Origin of the sequence: Streptomyces sp. NPDC052721, assembly GCF_040678315.1 — a bacterium.
GTDB lineage: Bacteria > Actinomycetota > Actinomycetes > Streptomycetales > Streptomycetaceae > Streptomyces.
The window spans coordinates 108,418-126,416 of the sequence record NZ_JBFATL010000001.1 but is presented as its reverse complement, the minus strand read 5'-3'; the positions used below and the strand labels follow the sequence as shown (position 1 = coordinate 126,416).

Below are 17,999 nucleotides of genomic sequence, written 5' to 3'. Positions count from 1 at the left end.
TGTACGTGTCGTACTGTCCGAGCCGGACGCTCGCCGTCCATTGTCCCGTACGCGCGCGCGTGCCCGACGCGGGGGTGGCGTCTGTTTCACCACACTCCGCGTGCACCTGCCGGGTGCACCCTCCGGTTCAGACGCCCGTGGGGTCCTCGCCCCGGTCCAGCGCCTTCCAGATCTCCTCGGGCCGCTCCGGGTCGACCGGCCGGGCCGTGCGCCGCGGGCGGGCGGAGCCGCGCTCGTAGCGGCCGGACATCGCGGGCCACAGACGGCCGTAGCGCAGGGCGAGCAGCCCGGCGAGCAGGAGCAGCACGCCGCCGGAGGCCGCGACGTAGGGCCAGCCGGTGTGGGTGAGCGCGTCGACCGTGGCGGAGGTGTCGCCGCTCGCCTTGGCGGCCTGCTCGTCCAGCGCGGAGCTGTCGGAGGCGGACACGAGGGCCGCGGCGGCGATTCCCGCGCCGGACAGCGCGAGCAGCCCGGAGACGAGGAACCGGCCGGCCCTGCGGACGGCGAAGACGGCGACGAGCGCGGCGAGGCCCACTATGGCGAGGGCCGCGGGGACGCCCGTGACGTCGCTGCCCTTGGCGGTCAGCGGGAACGCGCCGCCGGCCACCGTCGCGGTGCCCTCCGCCCAGCGCTGCCGGGTCGCCAGCAGCGCGACGGCCGCGCCGAGCGCACCGCACAGGAGGGCCACGGCGAGGCTCCGCCGGCCGGACCGGGCGGACGCGGCGGCTTGGGAACGGGGGTCAGGTACGGCAGTCACGTACTCCACTATCGCCTGAACCCCGGGCGAACCGTCACCCGGGGTTCGTATGAGAAGCGCCCTACGTGCGAGAAGAGTGCCCTACGCGCCCAGCCGGTTGGCGGTGTGCACCGCGCGGAGCACCGCCGCCGCCTTGTTGCGGCACTCCTGGTCCTCCGCCACCGGGTCGGAGTCGGCGACGACGCCGGCGCCGGCCTGGACGTAGGCCGTGCCGTCGCGCAGCAGGGCCGTACGGATGGCGATCGCGGTGTCGGAGTCGCCGGCGAAGTCCAGATAGCCGACGCAGCCGCCGTACAGGCCGCGCCGGGACGGCTCCAGTTCGTCGATGATCTGCATCGCGCGGGGCTTGGGGGCGCCGGAGAGGGTGCCGGCCGGGAAGCACGCGGTGAGCACGTCGAAGGCCGTGCGGCCGGGGGCGACCCTGCCGGTGACGGTCGAGACGATGTGCATCACGTGCGAGTAGCGCTCGACGGACATGAAGTCGACCACCTCGACCGAGCCGGGCTCGCAGACCCGGCCGAGGTCGTTGCGGCCGAGGTCGACCAGCATCAGGTGCTCGGCGCGTTCCTTGGGGTCGGCCAGGAGTTCCTCGGCGAGGGCCTGGTCCTCCTGCGGGGTGGCCCCGCGGTGCCGGGTGCCGGCGATGGGGTGGACCATCGCGCGTCCGTCCTCGACCTTCACCAGCGCTTCGGGGGAGGAGCCGACGACGTCGAACCCGTCGAAGCGGAAGAGGTACATGTACGGCGAGGGGTTGGTGGCCCGCAGGACCCGGTAGACGTCCAGGGCGCTCGCCGTGCACGGAGTCTCGAAGCGCTGGGAGGGCACGACCTGGAAGGCCTCGCCCGCGCGGATGCGCTCCTTGACGTCCTCGACGGCCCGCTGGAAGTCCGGGCCGCCCCAGCGGGCGGTGTACTCGGGCAGCTCGGAGGGCGGCAGGTGGGCCGGGGGCTGGGCGACCGGGCGGGAGAGGTCGGCCTCCATCGCGTCGAGACGGGTGACCGCGTCCGCGTACGCCTCGTCGACGCCGGTGTCGAGGTCGTTGTGGTTGATCGCGTTGGCGATCAGCAGGACCGAGCCCTCCCAGTGGTCCATCACCGCGAGGTCGCTGGTCAGCAGCATGGTCAGTTCGGGCAGCTTCAGGTCGTCGCGCTCGCCGGGGCCGATCTTCTCCAGACGGCGGACGATGTCGTAGCCCAGGTAGCCGACCATGCCCCCGGTGAAGGGCGGCAGGCCCTCCTGGTGCGGGGTGTGCAGGGCCTGGAGGGTGGCGCGCAGGGCCGCGAGGGGGTCACCGTCGGTGGGGACGCCGACGGGCGGGGTGCCGAGCCAGTGGGCCTGTCCGTCGCGCGTGGTGAGCGTGGCGGCGCTGCGGACGCCGACGAAGGAGTAGCGGGACCATGAACGGCCGTTCTCCGCGGACTCCAGCAGGAAGGTGCCGGGGCGCTCGGCGGCGAGCTTGCGGTAGAGCGCGACCGGGGTGTCGCCGTCGGCGAGCAGCTTGCGCGTGACCGGGATGACACGCCGGTCGGTGGCCAGCTTGCGGAAGGTCTCCAGTTCCATGGCCGCTGACCCTACTGACCGGAGCCGGGTGCGCCGGAACCGGCGTCCTTGAGCAGCACGTCCTCGTCGAAGCAGGTGCGGGCGCCGGTGTGGCAGGCGGCGCCGACCTGGTCGACCTTGACGAGGAGGGTGTCGGCGTCGCAGTCCAGCGCCACCGACTTCACCCACTGGACGTGGCCGGAGGTGTCGCCCTTGACCCAGTACTCCCGGCGGCTGCGCGACCAGTAGGTGCAGCGGCCGGTGGTCAGCGTCCGGTGCAGCGCCTCGTCGTCCATCCAGCCGAGCATGAGCACCTCACCGGTGTCGTACTGCTGGGCGATGGCGGGGACGAGCCCGTCGGCGCTGCGCTTGAGCCGCGCGGCGATCTCCGGGTCGAGGCTGCTGGGCCGGGGGGCACCGGTCGTACTGGTCATGGGTCACATTGTGCCGCGCGGGACCGACAGCGGGCCGGGGCGTCCATGGAATGGTCACAGCGGCGCGAAGCGCCTCGATGGACGGGGTGGTGGCCGGGTGACGGGTGGGCGGACCGGTTACGCGGTCGTAGGCTGACAGCATGTCGACCTTCGCCAAGCGTGAACGGCTACTCCTCGCCGACCTCTTGGAAACCGTCGGGCCGGACGCCGAGACCCTCTGCGAGGGCTGGCGGACCCGGGACCTGGCCGCGCATGTGATCGTGCGCGAGCGCCGCCCGGACGCGGCGGGGGGCACGCTGATCAAGCAGCTCGCACCGCGTCTGGAGAAGGTGATGGCCGAGTACACGGCGAAGCCGTACGAGGAGCTGATCCAGCTGATCCGTACCGGCCCGCCGCGGTTCTCACCCTTCCAGCTCAAGCAGGTCGACGAGGCGGCCAACATCGTGGAGTTCTACGTCCACACGGAGGACGTCCGCCGCGCCCAGCCGGACTGGAGCCCGCGCGAGCTGGACCCGGTCTTCCAGGACGCGCTGTGGTCCCGCCTCGAACGCGCCGCGCGGCTGATGGGCCGCGGGGTGCCGACGGGGCTGGTGCTGCGCCGCCCGAACGGCCAGACGGCGGTGGCGCACCGGGGCACCCCGGTGGTCACGGTGACCGGTGAGCCCTCGGAGCTGCTGATGTTCGCGTACGGCCGGCAGCGCGCGGCCGAGGTGGAGCTGGACGGCGACACGGAGGCGATCGCCAAGCTGCACGAGACCAAGCAGCTGGGCATCTGAGAGGGCCGGCCCGTGATCAAGGTGGCGATGACCGGCGTGTACGTGGACGACGTGGCGACGGCGCACGCCTTCTACACCGGTGTCCTCGGCTTCGAGACCCGCACGCACATGGACCTCGGCGACGGCACGCTCTTCGTGACGGTCGGGGCACGGGAGGGGGCCCAGCCGGATCTCCAGCTGCTGCTGGAACCCGGCCAGGGCCCGATCGCGGAGCCGTACCGCAGGGCGCTGTACGAGGCGGGGCTGCCGTGCATCGTCTTCTCCGTGGACGACCTGGAGGCGGAGTACGAACGGCTGCGCGGCCTGGGCGTCCGGTTCACGCACGCGCCGCAGGAGCAGGGGCCGGTGCTCGCGGCGGTGTTCGACGACACGGTGGGCAATCTGGTGCAGCTGGTTCAGCCCAAGCAGTGAACGTCGGTCAGCCGGGGAGTTCGGCGCGGCGCAGGGCCGGTACGGCGAGGGCGACGGCCCCGCCGAGCCCGCAGACGACCGCGCTGGCGACGAACACCGGGCCGAGGCCCCAGGCCCCGATCGCGGCGGCGGCGAACGGCATGCTCAGCGGGGTGAGGCCGAGGCTGACCAGGCTGGAGACGGAGGTGACCCGGCCGAGGTAGGCGGGGTCGGCCTGGGTCTGGAGCAGGGCACCGCACATCGCGCCGCTGAGCCCGGTGAGCAGGCCGACCAGCACGGCCGTGACGACGGCGGCGACGAGGCCCGGCACATAGGCGAGGGCGCCGATGGCCACGCAGCCCGCGATGATCGCGTACCCGGCGACCAGCCCGGCGCGCGGCAGCCGGCCCCGGACGGTCAGCAGCAGCGAGGCGGCCCCCGCGCCGGCCCCGAAGCCGGCGAGCACCCAGCCCATGCCCGCGGCACCCCAGCCGCGCCGGTCGGCGAGCAGGGTCAGTCCGACGTTCAACGGCCCGACGAAGCCGAGGTCACCGAGGGCGATGGCGACCATCAGCGGCGCGAGGACCCGATGCCGCCGGATGTACCGCAGCCCGGCTTTCAGATCACCCCATGCGGTGGCACGGACAGGAGAGCCGACCGGGTCGGCGGCGCGGGCACGGGACGCGGCCGGGGCACTGACGGTGACACCGCCATGCGGCCCGACCGGATCGGTGGCGGCGGCGTGCGGCCCGACCGGATCGGTGGCGGTGGCGGTGGCGGTGGCGTGCGACCCGACCCGATCGGTGGCGGCGGCGTGCGCCCCGGCCAGGTCCGTGACGGTGGCGGTGTAGGGCCCGGCCAGGTGGTCCGTAGCAGTGACGGCGGCGTGGGGCCCGGCCAGGTCCGTGCCGGTGGCGGTGGCGTGCGACCCCGCCGGACCCCTGGCGATGGCGCCCATGTCAGGCCTCGCCGCATCCAAGACGGTGGCGGCGGCGTGCGGACCCGTCGGGGCCATGGCAGTGGCCCCGCTGCCGTCGCCGCCGGCATCTCCCGGCTCGGTCTTCTCGGTCTGCTCGGTCTTCTCGGTCTCCTCGTCGGGTAGGTCCCGCACCCGCACCGATATCAGCAAGGGCAGGGACAGGGCGATGAGGAGCCCGGCGAGGGTGAACGCGGCCGGGGCGCCGCCGAGGGCCACGGCGAGTCCGCCGAGCGGGGCGCCCACGACGCTCGCGAGGCGGATGGCGAGGCCGCGCATGCCCTGGACGCGGGCGAGCTGGCCCTTCTCGGTGAGGCGGGCCGGCAGGGCGCCCACGGCGGGCATGAACACGGCGTCGACGGTGCCGAAGACCATCGCCAGCAGGGCGAGCGGCCACAGCCCGGGGCTGGTGAGGAACAGCACGGCGGCCACGGCGAGGACGGCGGCACAGCGTACGGCGTCGCTGCCGATGACGACCCGGCGCGGCCCGAACCGGTCGGCGACCACTCCCCCGCCGAGCATCAGCACGGCCCTCGGCAGCGCGCTGGCCGACATCACGAGCCCGGCCTGCGCGGGGCTTCCGGCCTGGACGGCGGCCCAGGACAGGGCGAGGTAGTAGACGCTGTCGCCGAGCATCGAGGAGGTGTAGGCCCCGAGCCAGCGCAGCACGTTGGGGTCGCGGTGGGCCTGCGCGGTGGCCGGCGGTATGAGCGTGGCGGTCACGGGAGGGCTGTCCTCTCAGAGGTCAGACGCGTCAGACGCGGAACGGGAAGCCGTACACGTGCAGCGCGACATGCTCGCGCCCCTCGGTGTCACCGGTGGCCTCGCGTGCTCGCCCCCGCTCGTCGTACCGTTTGAGCAGGTCGGTCAGGTCCTTCTTCAGCTCGGCGAGTTCACCGGCGGTGAGCCGGAGCAGGGACTCCGAGTCGTGGGCGGCCGTGTTCCACTCGGGCCCCCAGTGGGCGCGTTCGTCGAGGTACCGCCGGTACATCTCGGCGCGCTGGTCCAGGAACATCCGGGAGGCCGCCAGGTGCGCCGCCGCCTTCTCGGGGGCGTCCCGGAAGTCCTCGTCGCGGATGGTGACGCCGTCGGACGCCGGCTGCCACCAGCGCTCCCGCGCGTCCGCGCTGCGCGGCTCGGCCTCCTCGACGAGACCGTGCTCGGCCAGCTTGCGCAGGTGGTAGCTGACGAGGGAGACGGCCTCGTCCACCTGCTCGGCCAGCTGTGAGGCGGTGGCGACCTCCGCGACGAACAGCAGGCGGTACAGCTTCATGCGCAGCGGATGGGCGAGCGCCTTGAGCGTCCCGATGTCCGTGATGCGGCGGTTCTCCTCGCGTGCCATGCCACGAACCGTAGACAGGAAAGAAAAACTGCGCAATATTCCTTGCGCAACTTGGCGGGCCCTTGCGCAACTTCTCTTTCGCATCTGCCCGTGAAAAGGCCCCGGCCAGCCGGCCGGGGCCTCGGGAGCGGCGGCTACCTCACCGGGTGCCCCGCCCCCCTCAGCGTCTCCTTCACCTCGCCGATCCTCAGGTCCCCGAAGTGGAACACCGATGCCGCGAGGACCGCGTCCGCGCCCGCGTCGATGGCCGGAGGGAAGTCGGCCAGCTTGCCGGCGCCGCCGGAGGCGATCACCGGGACGGTCACGTGCTTGCGGACCGCCGCGATCATCTCCAGGTCGTAGCCGTCCTTCGTGCCGTCCGCGTCCATGGAGTTCAGCAGGATCTCCCCCGCGCCCAGCTCGGCGGCCCGGTGCGCCCACTCCACCGCGTCGATGCCGGTGCCGCGCCGGCCGCCGTGGGTGGTGACCTCGAAGGTGCCCTCCGGGGTGCGGCGCGCGTCCACCGAGAGGACGAGCACCTGCCGGCCGAACCGCTCGGCGATCTCGCGGATCAGGTCGGGGCGCGCGATGGCCGCCGTGTTGACGCCCACCTTGTCCGCACCCGCCCGCAGCAGCTTGTCCACGTCCTCGGCGGTGCGGACGCCGCCGCCGACGGTCAGGGGGATGAACACCTGCTCGGCGGTGCGGCGCACCACGTCGTACGTCGTCTCCCGGTTGCCGGAGGAGGCGGTGATGTCCAGGAACGTCAGCTCGTCGGCGCCCTCGGCGTCGTACACCTTGGCCATCTCGACGGGGTCGCCGGCGTCGCGCAGGTTCTGGAAGTTGACGCCCTTGACGACCCGGCCGTTGTCCACGTCCAGGCAGGGGATGACTCGGACCGCCAGGGTCATGAATCCACGGCTCCTTAAAGGCCTTCAGCCTCTGAATGCTTCTAGTTCTACTTCGACCAGGATGCGCGGGTCGACGAAGCCCTCCACGACCAGCAGGGTCGAGACCGGGCGGACGGCGTCGAACAGCTCCTGGTGGGCCCGCCCGACGGCGTCCACGTCCCGCACATGGGTCAGGTACATCCGCGTACGGATCACGGACTCGATGCCGAGCCCCAACTCCCCGATCGCCTCCAGGGCGCTGGTGAAGGCCACCTTCGCCTGTTCGTACGGGTCGCCCTCCCCGTACAGCACGGTGCCCTTGAAGGACGTCGTGCCCCCCACCAGCACCCGGTCACCGGCCGCGACAGCGCGCGCGAATCCGAAACTCTCTTCCCAGGGACTTCCGCTCTGCACGCGCCGCACGGCTTCGCTCATGACGACACAGCCTCCAAGGCCTCTTCCAGGGTGAACGCCTTCGCGTACAGCGCCTTCCCTACGATGGCGCCCTCGACACCGAGGGGTACCAGTTCGGCGATGGCGCGGAGGTCGTCCAGGGACGACACGCCGCCGGAGGCCACGACCGGGCGGTCCGTGGCGGCACACACGTTCTTCAGCAGCTCCAGGTTGGGACCCTGAAGGGTGCCGTCCTTGGCGATGTCGGTGACGACGTAGCGGGCGCAGCCCTCCTTGTTCAGGCGCTCCAGCGTCTCGTAGAGGTCGCCGCCGTCACGGGTCCAGCCCCGGCCGCGCAGCGTGGTGCCGCGCACGTCGAGGCCGACGGCGATCTTGTCGCCGTGCTCGGCGATGACCTTGGCGACCCACTCGGGGGTCTCCAGGGCGGCCGTGCCGAGGTTCACCCGGGTGCAGCCGGTGGCGAGGGCGGCGGCGAGGGTGTCGTCGTCGCGGATGCCGCCGGACAGCTCCACCTTGATGTCCATCGCCCCCGCGACCTCGGCGATCAGCGCGCGGTTGTCACCGGTGCCGAACGCGGCGTCCAGGTCGACCAGGTGCAGCCACTCGGCGCCGGACCGCTGCCAGGCGAGGGCGGCCTCCAGCGGGGAGCCGTAGGAGGTCTCGGTCCCGGACTCGCCGTGCACGAGGCGGACGGCCTGGCCGTCGCGGACGTCGACGGCGGGGAGGAGTTCGAGCTTGGCCATGGTCTACAGGGTTCCGATCCAGTTGGTGAGGAGCTGGGCGCCGGCGTCGCCGGACTTCTCGGGGTGGAACTGGGTGGCCCACAGGGCGCCGTTCTCCACGGCGGCCACGAACGGCTTGCCGTGCGTCGACCAGGTGACCTTGGGGGCCTCGATCACCGGGTTGTGGGTCTTAAGGGCCCAGTCGTGGACGGCGTAGGAGTGCACGAAGTAGAACCGCGCGTCGGCGTCCAGGCCGGCGAACAGCTGGGAGTCGGCCGGGGCGTCCACGGTGTTCCAGCCCATGTGGGGCACGACGTCGGCCTGGAGCGGCGCGACCGTGCCGGGCCACTCGTCCAGGCCCTCGGCCTCCACGCCGTGCTCGATGCCGCGCGCGAAGAGGATCTGCATGCCCACGCAGATGCCCATGACCGGGCGCCCGCCGGACAGCCGGCGGTCCACGACCCAGTCGCCCCGGGCGGCACGCAGGCCCCGCATGCAGGCGGCGAAGGCGCCGACGCCCGGCACGAGCAGGCCGTCGGCGTTCATGGCCTTGTCGAAGTCGCGCGTGATCTCCACGTCGGCGCCCACGCGCGCGAGGGCCCGCTCGGCGGAGCGGACGTTGCCGAAGCCGTAGTCGAAGACGACGACCTTCTTGGTGCTCAATTCCACACCTCCAGCCGCATGACGCCCGCCACCAGGCACAGGCCCGCGCCGATCGAGAGCAGCACGATCAGGCTGGTGGGCATCTTCTGCTTGACGAAGGAGATGATGCCGCCGACCAGGAAGAGGCCGACGACGATCAGGAGGGTCGACAGACCGGTCATGGGTTACAGCGCGCCCTTCGTCGACGGGAGGATGCCGGCCGCGCGCGGGTCGCGCTCGGAGGCGTAACGCAGTGCCCGGGCCAGCGCCTTGAACTGGCACTCCACGATGTGGTGCGCGTTGCGCCCGTACGGCACGTGCACGTGCAGCGCGATCTGCGCCTGGGCGACGAAGGACTCCAGGATGTGCCGGGTCATCGTCGTGTCGTACTCGCCGATCATCGGCGCCATGTTCTCGGGCTCGGTGTGCACGAGGTAGGGGCGGCCGGACAGATCGACGGTGACCTGGGCGAGGGACTCGTCCAGCGGGACCGTGCAGTTGCCGAAGCGGTAGATGCCCACCTTGTCGCCGAGCGCCTGCTTGAAGGCGGCGCCGAGCGCGAGGGCGGTGTCCTCGATGGTGTGGTGGGAGTCGATGTGCAGGTCGCCGTCGGTCTTGACGGTCAGGTCGAACAGACCGTGCCGGCCGAGCTGGTCGAGCATGTGGTCGTAGAAGCCGACGCCGGTGGCGATGTCGGTCTTCCCGGTGCCGTCGAGGTCGATCTCGACCAGCACCGAGGTCTCCTTGGTGGTGCGCTCCACGCGTCCAACGCGGCTCATGAACCCTGCTCCTTCTTCAACTCACGGACCGCGTCGAGGAACGCGTCGTTCTCCTCCGGGGTGCCGGCGGACACCCGCAGCCATCCCGGTACGCCGTTGTCCCGGACGAGTACGCCCCGGTCGAGGATCTTCCGCCAGGCCTCGTGGGCGCTGGCGAACCGGCCGAACTGCACGAAGTTCGCGTCGGACTCGGTGACCTCGTAGCCGATCGCGCGCAGTTCGGCGACCAGCCGGTCCCGCTCCGCCTTCAGCTGCTCGACGTACCCGAGCAGCGTGTCGGTGTGCTCCAGCGCGGCCAGGGCGGTCGCCTGGGTGATCGCCGACAGGTGGTACGGCAGCCGGACGAGCTGGACGGCGTCCACGACCGCCGGGTGTGCGGCCAGGTAGCCGAGGCGCAGGCCGGCCGCGCCGAACGCCTTGGACATCGTCCGGGAGACCACCAGGTGCGGGCGGCCCTGAAGCAGCGGCAGCAGCGAGTCGCCGTGGCTGAACTCGATGTACGCCTCGTCCACGATCACCATGGACGGCTTGGCCGCCTGCGCCGCCTCGTACAGCGCGAGGACCGTCTCCGGCGGGACCGCGTTGCCCGTGGGGTTGTTGGGGGTGGTGATGAAGACGACGTCCGGCTTGTGTTCGGCGACGGCCCGCCGGGCCGCGTCGAGGTCGATGGTGAAGTCCTCGCCGCGCGGGCCGGAGATCCAGCCGGTGCCGGTCCCGCGCGCGATGAGCGCGTGCATCGAGTACGACGGCTCGAAGCCGATCGCCGTACGGCCCGGTCCGCCGAAGGTCTGCAGCAGCTGCTGGATGACCTCGTTGGAGCCGTTGGCGGCCCACACGTTCTCGACGCCGAGGGGGTACTTGCCGGTCCTGGTGAGGTACTTGGCCAGCTCGGTGCGCAGCTGAACGGCGTCCCGGTCGGGGTAGCGGTTCAGGCCGCGAGCGGCCTCCCGCACCCGCTCCGCGATCCGCTCGACCAGCGGCTCGGGCAGCGGGTAGGGGTTCTCGTTGGTGTTCAGCCGTACGGGGACGTCCAACTGGGGCGCGCCGTAGGGGGACTTGCCGCGCAGCTCGTCCCGTACGGGGAGATCGTCGATCCGCACGTCGCTCACTTGCTCTCAGGCACCTTCCATCCGAACCGGGCCTTGATCGCCGCGCCGTGCGCCGGCAGGTCCTCCGCCTCCGCCAGCGTCACCACGTGGTGGGCGACGTCGGCGAGCGCGTCCTTCGTGTAGTCCACGATGTGGATGCCGCGCAGGAAGGACTGGACGGACAGGCCCGAGGAGTGGCAGGCGCAGCCGCCGGTGGGCAGGACGTGGTTGGAGCCCGCCGCGTAGTCGCCGAGCGAGACGGGGGCCCAGGGGCCGATGAAGATCGCGCCGGCGTTGCGGACCCGGCCGGCCACCGCCGCGGCGTCGGCGGTCTGGATCTCCAGGTGCTCGGCGCCGTACGCGTCGACCACCCGCAGGCCCTCGTCGATGCCGTCGACCAGCACGATGGCGGACTGCTTGCCCTTCAGCGCGGGCACGATCCGGTCCTCGATGTGCTTGGTGGCCGCGACCTGCGGCTCCAGCTCCTTCTCGACCGCGTCCGCCAGCTCGACGGAGTCGGTGACCAGGACGGCCGCCGCCAGCGGGTCGTGCTCGGCCTGGCTGATCAGGTCGGCGGCGACGTGCACCGGGTCGGCGCCGGCGTCCGCGAGGATCGCGATCTCGGTCGGGCCGGCCTCGGCGTCGATGCCGATCTTGCCGGTGAAGTAGCGCTTGGCGGCGGCGACCCAGATGTTGCCCGGGCCGGTGACCATGTTGGCGGGCGGGCAGGACTCCGTGCCGTACGCGAACATCGCGACGGCGGTGGCGCCGCCGGCCGCGTACACCTCGTCCACGCCGAGCAGGGCGCAGGCGGCGAGGATCGTCGGGTGCGGCAGGCCGCCGAACTCGGCCTGGGCCGGTGAGGCGAGCGCGACGGACTCGACGCCGGCCTCCTGGGCGGGCACCACGTTCATCACCACGGAGGACGGGTAGACCGAGCGGCCTCCGGGCGCGTACAGCCCGACGCGCTCGACCGGAACCCATTTCTCGGTCACCGAGCCGCCGGGCACGACCTGCGTGGTGCGGGTCGTACGGCGCTGCTCGCGGTGGACCAGCCGGGCGCGGCGGATGGACTCCTCCAGGGCGGCGCGCACGGCCGGGTCGAGACCGGCGAGCGCGTCGGTGAGCGCCCGGGCCGGGACACGGACGGTTTCCAGCCGTACTCCGTCGAACTTCTCGGCGAAGTCGATCAGCGCCGCGTCGCCACGATGATGCACGGCCTCGCAGATCGGGCGCACCTTCTCCAGGGCGGCCTGAACGTCGAAGTCGGCTCGGGGCAGCAGGTCGCGCAGGGCGGGGCCCTCGGGAAGGGCGTCGCCGCGCAGATCGATTCGGGAAATCACAGTCCCAATTCTCTCAGACCGCCGTCGGGAGCCGTCCGCGCGTATCAATGGCTGATACAGACCGTGGGCCAATGGCTGGTACATAGGCTGGCCGGAACCCGGAAGATCACCTTCACGGGTGGTGTCCCGGCGGTCACAGAGGGCATGAACGGCTGTACGAAAACCAGCGAACCGGAAGAGGAGAACGTGAGCGAGGGGGCCGGCATCCGCACGGGGGACCTGCCGGACGACCTGACCGCGACCGAGGCGGGCATGTGGCAGGCCTTCCGCAACGGCAGCGTGTACGACCTGAGCAGCGGCGACTTCGCGGTGGACGATCCGCACGGCGGGCATCCCTGGGGTCCGGAGCGGACCGTACGGGCCCGCATCGTCTGCTGGCTGCTTCTCGACGGCCCGCCGGCGCTCGCCGGCCGGGTGTCCGCGCTGAAGCTCGTCGGCGTGCGCGTCACCGACCCGCTGGATCTGGCGGGCGGCCAGGTCACGCCGTACGTGGAGCTGCGCGGCTGCCGCTTCGACGAGGAGGTCCGGCTGCCGGAGGCCCGGTTCACGACCCTGCGCCTGGTGGACTGCGCGGTGCCGCGCCTGGAGGCCGCCCGGGTGCACACGGAGGGCGATCTGCATCTGCCGCGCTGCCGGTTCCAGAACGGCGTCCGGCTGACGGACGCGCACATCGGCACCGATCTGCTGCTCAACCAGGCGGTCGCCTACCGGGACCGCAGCGGGCGGTCCATCGCGGCCGACGGCCTGACCGTCGGCCAGGACCTCCAGGCGGAGATGCTGGAGTCGCACGGCGAGTTCAGCCTGCGCGGCGCCCAGATCGGCGTCTCGCTCAGCCTGCGCGGCGCCAAGCTCGCCAACCCCTACGCCCGTTTCGCCCTCAACGCCCCCCAGCTGACGGTCGAGCGCACCCTGTACCTGACCCCGGCCGGCGTGGGCAACCCGCTGCTGAGCGGCACGACACCCGCGCGCGGGACGCGCATCCAGCGGTTCGAGTCCCGGGGCGGGGTGCGCCTGGACGACGGGCGGTTCGGGGACGCCGTCGACCTGGAGCGGGCCCGGTTCGCCTTCACCGACGACCAGGAACTGTCGCTGCGCCGGGTGCAGACGCCGGAACTGCGCTTCCTCGGGGACAAGCCGCAGCGCGGCAAGGTGGTGCTGTCCGGCGCGCGGGTCGTGAACCTGGTGGACCGGGCGAGCAGCTGGCCGGACGCGGGCAATCTGCACATGGGCGGGTTCGCCTACGAGAGCCTGGTGCCGCAGGGCCCGTTCCCCCTGACCCAGCGCCTGGACTGGGTGGCGGCGGCCACCGCCGAGTACGCCCCCGAGCCGTACGAGCGGCTGGCGGCGGTGCTGCGGGCGGCCGGGGAGGACGAGGACGCGCGCGAGGTGCTGCTCGCCAAACAGCGCCGGCGGCGCGAGACGCTGCCGCTGGCCGGCAAGTTCTGGGGTTACCTCCAGGACTGGACGGTCGCCTACGGCTACCGCCCGGGCCGGGCCGCGGTGTGGATGGCGGTGCTGTGGGCGGCGGGCACGCTCGCCTTCGCGCGCGCGGACCATCCGCCGGTCAGCTCCGGCGGCCATCCGGTCTGGAGCCCGGCGCTGTTCACGCTGGACCTGCTGCTGCCGGTGATCGACCTGGGGCAGGCCGGCCAGTGGCAGCTGCGCGGCGGCTGGCAGTGGCTGGCGGCGGCGCTGATCCTGATCGGCTGGGTCCTGGCGACGACGGTGGCGGCGGGCGCGACCCGGCTGCTGCGGCGGGGCTGACGGAACCCGGCGGCGCGGACGGAATGCAGCGGGCGGCGACGGAATGCGGCGGCGGGGCCGGCGCCATCCATGAGAGCTGACGGAACCCACCCTTCGCGCACACACTCCGCACAAAACACACATTCACCCTTTACCGGTCCTTGACTTGTGGCCGTACAACTTTCCATGAGTTGCCCAGACCCTCTGGCGCCGCCCCGACCTGCGGACTTTCAATGGTCGAACCATGGCTCTGCTGCCCTCGTTCATCCGCCCCACCCGGATGACCAAACGCTCCGCGCGCCCGGCCGGCCGCCCGTCGGCCGGGGACGAGGCCGTGCTCGACGCGCCCGACGACCGCCTCTCACCCGCGCTGGTCGCGGCCGGCCGGGGCGAGTACGCCGCCGCGGCCGGCCTGCTCGCCGCCACCCGCACCGCGGCCGAGTGGGAGAACCGGGACCGGTACGTGCGGCGCCTGGCCGCCTTCGCCCGCTCGCGCCCCGAGTGGTACGAGGAGTGGCGCGCCGTCGCCCCCGACGACCCCGGCGTGCTGCTGCTCGGGGCCCAGCTGGCGGTGGACCGCGCCTGGCCCTCGCCGGCCCGCTCCGAGCTGCTGCGCGAGGTGAGCCCGCTCATCACCGCCGCCGCCCGCGCCGACGACCGCGACCCGGTGCCCTGGCGGATCGCGCTCGACCACGCGCGCGGGTCGCGGGCCGGGCACCGCTACTTCGAGGAGCTGTGGGAGGCGGCCGTCCGGCGCGCCCCGCACCACTACGGCTGCCACGTGGCCGCCCTGCGCTACCTGGCCGCCTTCTGCTGCGTCCTGTGGGGAGACGCCCCCCACACTCCTCATGGCTCCCACCGGGAGTGCTTCGACTTCGCCGACCGGGCCGCGCAGGACGCCCCGGCCGACTCGCTCGTCCAGGCGCTGCCCGCCCGGGCGGCCTTCGGCTATCTGACCGACGGCTGCGACGCCGAGGTGCCGCGCGCCCGGCTGGACGCGGCGGCCGACCGCGCCATCGAGCTGTCCGGGCGTTTCCCGGAGGCCGACCCGTGGCCCGCCGAGGTCCGCAACAAACTGCTGTACCTCCTGCTGCGGCTGGACCGCTGGGAGGACGCCCGCACCCAGCTGCGCCTGATCGGCCCGTACGCCACCTCCTTCCCCTGGGACCGGCTCTCGGACGACCCGCTCGGCCACTTCCTGAGGGTGCGCGAACACCTGGAGACGGCGGGTCCGCGGCCCGCCCCGGCCGGGCTGCTGACGGCGTCCCGGGACCCCCTCGGCGAGCACGGCGGACACGCCCGCGCCGCCGACCACTAGGCTGGGGCGCCGTGACCACCGTCCGTCTCCCGCTCTTTCCGCTGAACTCGGTGTTGTTCCCGGGGCTCGTGCTGCCGCTGAACGTCTTCGAGGAGCGTTATCGCGCCATGATGCGCACGCTGTCGAAGACGCCCGAGGAGGAGCCGCGCCGCTTCGCCGTCGTCGCCATCCGCGACGGCCACGAGGTCGCGCCGAGCGCCCCGGGCATGCCGGACCCCACGGCCCAGCCCGACCGGGGCCCGGCCGCCGGCTTCGGCCCCGACCCGCTCAAGGCCTTCCACGGGGTGGGCTGTGTGGCGGACGCGGCGACCATCCGGGAACGCTCCGACGGCACCTTCGAGGTCCTGGCGACGGGCACGACCCGCGTCCGCCTGCTGTCCGTGGACGCGTCCGGTCCGTTCCTGACCGCCGAGCTGGAGGAGCTGCCGGAGGAGCCCGGGGACGAGGCCGGCGCGCTGGCCGAGGGCGTCCTGCGCTCCTTCCGCCAGTACCAGAAGCGCCTGGCGGGCGCCCGCGAGCGCTCACTGTCCACCGGTGCCGACCTGCCGGACGACCCGGGCGTGGTGTCGTACCTGGTGGCCGCGGCGATGGTGCACGACACACCGACCAAGCAGCGTCTGCTCCAGGCCCCGGACACGGCCTCCCGGCTCCGGGACGAGCTGAAACTCCTTCGCGCCGAGACGTCCATCATCCGTAGCCTGCCGTCATTGCCCGCGTTCGAGCTGACGCGGGCGCCGACGAGTCTGAACTGAGGGAAGCCCGACACCCCGATGGCGAAGAAGTCGAAGAAGCAGCAGTCCGGGGGAACGCCCGCGACGGTGGCCCTGACGGCGGCGGGCGTGGACTTCACGGTCCACGCCTACGACCACGACCCCTCCCACCCGTCCTACGGCGAGGAGGCGGCGGAGGCGATGGGCGTCTCCCCCGACCGCGTCTTCAAGACCCTGGTGGCCGACGTCGACGGCTCCCTGGTGGTCGGTGTGGTCCCGGTGGCCGGCTCGCTGGATCTGAAGGCCCTCGCGGCGGCGGTGGGCGGCAAGCGGGCGACCATGGCCGACCCGACCCTCGCCGAACGCACCACGGGCTACGTCCGCGGCGGCATCTCCCCGCTCGGCCAGCGCAAGAAGCTCCCGACGGTCATCGACGACTCGGCGGAGTCCCATGCGACGATCTGCGTCTCGGCGGGCCGCCGGGGCCTGGAGGTCGAGCTGGCGCCGGAGGACCTGGCGAAGCTGACGGAGGCGGTGCTGGCGCCGATCGGACGCGGCTGACGCGTACGTCCTCCGCCGCGCCTGTCAGCCGGCCGAGACGGGTGGTGGACGGGCACGGGTCCGGGGGTCCAGGGGGCGGAGCCCTGGTTACGGCACCTCGGGGTCCCGGGGCCCGAACAGCGCGGTCAGTCCGAGATGCACCAGCAGCCCGGCGAACGGCCACGCCAGCAACGCTCCCTTCGCCGACAGCTCCAGCGGCGCCGGGAACGTCACCCCCTTGCCCACGGCCCGCGCGTGCGCGAGCACGTCGGACTCGGGCCCCAGCCACACCCCGAGCCGCCAGGCCAGCAGGGATCCGAGCAGCCCGCCGAGGCCGAGTGCCACCACGGCCGGCACACCGCCGCGCCGCCGCAGCACGAACACCACCACGGCACTGACGAGCCCGAAGGCGAGCCCCAGCAGAGTGAACGTTCCGTCCACCCCGACCGCCTGCTCGCCCTCGCTGTCCTTGACGTAGACGACCCAGTTCTTGTCGACCTCGTCACCGATCAGCGGCACGTGCGGCGCCAGCCACCACCACAGCAGCCCCAGCAGCACCCCGCCGAGCGTCACCGCCACCGCGATCACGGCGGCCTCCCGCAGTTCCGTCTTCATCCCGGGGCCGTCCTGTTCGTACGCGCCCGCGCCCGGCGCCCCGGCCGGCGGCGGCGCCTGCCAGAGCTGGTGCGGGGAGTTCTCGTGCGGCGGAGGAGGCGGAGTCAGCGGTGCGGTCACCCGACCATCGTGCCAGGTCGTCCTGTGGGCCGCGTCACCGGACGGCGGCCCTGCGGTACGCCCAGGTCGCCACGGCCAGCGAGACCACACCGACACCCGCGCACACCCCCAGGTCGACGAGGACGACGGCCCAGTCGGGGTCCGCCCCGAAGGTCCGCGCGTACGCCTCCACGCCATAGGTCGACGGCAGCAGATCACGGGCCAGCCGTACGATCCCCGGCATCCGGTCGGCCGGCAGCACGCCCAGCAGCAGCGCGGCCGACATGCCGAGCTGCCCGAGGAGCGTGGCCAGCTCCGGCCGGGACGCGAGCAGCCCGCAGGCGGCGCCCAGCCCGGCCAGCGCGGCCCCCGCGAGCGGGATGACGGCCACCAGGATCCACAGGTTGGACAGCGGCAGCCCGAACAGCACGCAGCCGAAGACGGCCGTCACCAAGGTCCCCGGCACGGTGAAGGAGGCGTACGCCGCCGCCGCACCCAGCACCACGGCCGCCGGCGGCACCGGCAGCGTGGCGTAGTGGTCGAGCCCGCCGCTGGCCCGCAGCTGCCCGAAGTACTGCGACAGCAGGTTCAGCGCGACGTACGCGACGACCAGCACGGAGGACCCGGCCACCACGGACTGGGCCTCATGGCCGCTGTCGACGACGCCGCGCATCATCACGGCGATGCCGATGGACTGGAAGGTCGCCACGAACAGCAGCGGGATCCGCGCCACCCGGGCCCGGGACAACTGCGCCCGGTAGACGGCCACCAGCGACGGCCACAGCCGCGCGGGAGGCCCGAGCTCGGCCGCACCGGCCGCCGTGTCCGGCACGGCCCGGGCACCGCCCGGCAGAACCTCGGCGGGTACGACACTCACGACGGGCTGCTCCTCTTCCCCACGGC

Annotated in this window: 21 protein-coding genes; 6 read left to right on the top strand and 15 right to left on the bottom strand. The window is 72.9% G+C overall.

The genetic code is table 11. From position 1 onward, the window contains the following. Positions 1–127 precede the first annotated feature (127 nt). From AB0L21_RS00590 to hisI, 3 genes are all read right to left on the bottom strand, one after another. Positions 128–766 carry a TIGR02234 family membrane protein gene (locus tag AB0L21_RS00590; RefSeq protein ID WP_365698705.1) on the bottom strand — a complete coding sequence of 213 codons (639 nt, stop codon included), beginning with the start codon at positions 764–766 and terminating at the stop codon, positions 128–130. Positions 767–838: 72 nt separating this feature from the next. Further along, positions 839–2,317, bottom strand: a complete 1,479-nt coding sequence (locus AB0L21_RS00585) for an anthranilate synthase component I (protein WP_365781378.1) — start codon at positions 2,315–2,317, stop codon at positions 839–841. Between the two features lie 11 nt (positions 2,318–2,328). Further along, positions 2,329–2,730 carry a phosphoribosyl-AMP cyclohydrolase gene (gene hisI / locus AB0L21_RS00580; protein ID WP_365698703.1) on the bottom strand — a complete coding sequence of 134 codons (402 nt, stop codon included), beginning with the start codon at positions 2,728–2,730 and terminating at the stop codon, positions 2,329–2,331. A gap of 140 nt (positions 2,731–2,870) precedes the next feature. Between hisI and AB0L21_RS00575 the strand changes: the two genes are divergently transcribed. Continuing rightward, entirely contained in the window at positions 2,871–3,506 is a 636-nt protein-coding gene (locus AB0L21_RS00575; protein ID WP_365698702.1) for a TIGR03085 family metal-binding protein, read from the top strand. 12 nt (positions 3,507–3,518) lie between these two features. After that, positions 3,519–3,917 carry a VOC family protein gene (locus AB0L21_RS00570; protein ID WP_365698701.1) on the top strand — a complete coding sequence of 133 codons (399 nt, stop codon included), beginning with the start codon at positions 3,519–3,521 and terminating at the stop codon, positions 3,915–3,917. Positions 3,918–3,924: 7 nt separating this feature from the next. Here the strand turns inward: AB0L21_RS00570 and AB0L21_RS00565 are convergent, their stop codons facing one another. The 10 genes from AB0L21_RS00565 to hisD all read right to left on the bottom strand — a co-directional run bounded on the left by AB0L21_RS00565 (position 3,925) and on the right by hisD (position 12,071). Continuing rightward, on the bottom strand, positions 3,925–5,595 hold the full coding sequence (locus tag AB0L21_RS00565) for an MFS transporter (RefSeq protein ID WP_365781376.1): 1,671 nt from the start codon (positions 5,593–5,595) through the stop codon (positions 3,925–3,927). A 31-nt stretch (positions 5,596–5,626) separates the two neighbouring features. Next, the gene (locus AB0L21_RS00560) at positions 5,627–6,214 is read right to left on the bottom strand and encodes a helix-turn-helix domain-containing protein (protein ID WP_365781374.1); all 588 of its coding nucleotides are present in this window, start codon (positions 6,212–6,214) and stop codon (positions 5,627–5,629) included. Positions 6,215–6,348: 134 nt separating this feature from the next. Next, entirely contained in the window at positions 6,349–7,104 is a 756-nt protein-coding gene (gene hisF, locus AB0L21_RS00555) for an imidazole glycerol phosphate synthase subunit HisF (protein WP_365698698.1), read from the bottom strand. A 24-nt stretch (positions 7,105–7,128) separates the two neighbouring features. Beyond that, positions 7,129–7,518 carry a RidA family protein gene (locus AB0L21_RS00550; protein WP_365698697.1) on the bottom strand — a complete coding sequence of 130 codons (390 nt, stop codon included), beginning with the start codon at positions 7,516–7,518 and terminating at the stop codon, positions 7,129–7,131. Continuing rightward, positions 7,515–8,240 carry a bifunctional 1-(5-phosphoribosyl)-5-((5-phosphoribosylamino)methylideneamino)imidazole-4-carboxamide isomerase/phosphoribosylanthranilate isomerase PriA gene (gene priA / locus AB0L21_RS00545; protein WP_132783906.1) on the bottom strand — a complete coding sequence of 242 codons (726 nt, stop codon included), beginning with the start codon at positions 8,238–8,240 and terminating at the stop codon, positions 7,515–7,517. The genes AB0L21_RS00550 and priA overlap by 4 nt, the downstream gene beginning before the upstream one ends. Positions 8,241–8,243: 3 nt before the next feature. Next, positions 8,244–8,888, bottom strand: coding sequence for an imidazole glycerol phosphate synthase subunit HisH (gene hisH, locus AB0L21_RS00540; RefSeq protein ID WP_365698696.1), 645 nt, complete (start codon positions 8,886–8,888; stop codon positions 8,244–8,246). Next, positions 8,879–9,043 carry a hypothetical protein gene (locus AB0L21_RS00535; protein WP_014672133.1) on the bottom strand — a complete coding sequence of 55 codons (165 nt, stop codon included), beginning with the start codon at positions 9,041–9,043 and terminating at the stop codon, positions 8,879–8,881. Before AB0L21_RS00535 ends, hisH begins: the two co-directional genes overlap by 10 nt. Before the next feature lie 3 nt (positions 9,044–9,046). Further along, positions 9,047–9,640, bottom strand: a complete 594-nt coding sequence (gene hisB / locus AB0L21_RS00530) for an imidazoleglycerol-phosphate dehydratase HisB (RefSeq protein WP_100825690.1) — start codon at positions 9,638–9,640, stop codon at positions 9,047–9,049. After that, positions 9,637–10,749, bottom strand: a complete 1,113-nt coding sequence (locus tag AB0L21_RS00525; protein ID WP_365698694.1) for a histidinol-phosphate transaminase — start codon at positions 10,747–10,749, stop codon at positions 9,637–9,639. The genes hisB and AB0L21_RS00525 overlap by 4 nt, the downstream gene beginning before the upstream one ends. Beyond that, positions 10,746–12,071, bottom strand: coding sequence for a histidinol dehydrogenase (gene hisD, locus AB0L21_RS00520; protein ID WP_365781372.1), 1,326 nt, complete (start codon positions 12,069–12,071; stop codon positions 10,746–10,748). Before hisD ends, AB0L21_RS00525 begins: the two co-directional genes overlap by 4 nt. Before the next feature lie 186 nt (positions 12,072–12,257). On the opposite strand from hisD, the gene AB0L21_RS00515 reads away from it, so the two are divergent. The 4 genes from AB0L21_RS00515 (at position 12,258) to ybaK (ending at position 16,403) form a co-directional block, all read left to right on the top strand. Continuing rightward, positions 12,258–13,835 carry an oxidoreductase gene (locus tag AB0L21_RS00515; protein WP_365698692.1) on the top strand — a complete coding sequence of 526 codons (1,578 nt, stop codon included), beginning with the start codon at positions 12,258–12,260 and terminating at the stop codon, positions 13,833–13,835. Positions 13,836–14,058: 223 nt separating this feature from the next. Continuing rightward, a complete protein-coding gene (locus tag AB0L21_RS00510) occupies positions 14,059–15,132 on the top strand; it encodes a hypothetical protein (RefSeq protein ID WP_365781370.1) in 1,074 nt (357 codons plus the stop codon). 11 nt (positions 15,133–15,143) lie between these two features. Then, positions 15,144–15,884: an LON peptidase substrate-binding domain-containing protein gene (locus AB0L21_RS00505; protein ID WP_365698690.1), complete on the top strand. Its 741-nt coding sequence runs from the start codon at positions 15,144–15,146 to the stop codon at positions 15,882–15,884. Positions 15,885–15,902: 18 nt separating this feature from the next. Beyond that, positions 15,903–16,403, top strand: a complete 501-nt coding sequence (ybaK, locus tag AB0L21_RS00500; RefSeq protein ID WP_365698689.1) for a Cys-tRNA(Pro) deacylase — start codon at positions 15,903–15,905, stop codon at positions 16,401–16,403. Between the two features lie 87 nt (positions 16,404–16,490). Here the strand turns inward: ybaK and AB0L21_RS00495 are convergent, their stop codons facing one another. Together AB0L21_RS00495 and AB0L21_RS00490 are read right to left on the bottom strand one after the other, a co-directional pair. After that, positions 16,491–17,117: an AAA family ATPase gene (locus AB0L21_RS00495; protein ID WP_365698688.1), complete on the bottom strand. Its 627-nt coding sequence runs from the start codon at positions 17,115–17,117 to the stop codon at positions 16,491–16,493. Positions 17,118–17,151: 34 nt separating this feature from the next. Further along, entirely contained in the window at positions 17,152–17,973 is an 822-nt protein-coding gene (locus tag AB0L21_RS00490) for an ABC transporter permease (protein ID WP_365698687.1), read from the bottom strand. Between the last annotated feature and the right edge of the window lie 26 nt (positions 17,974–17,999).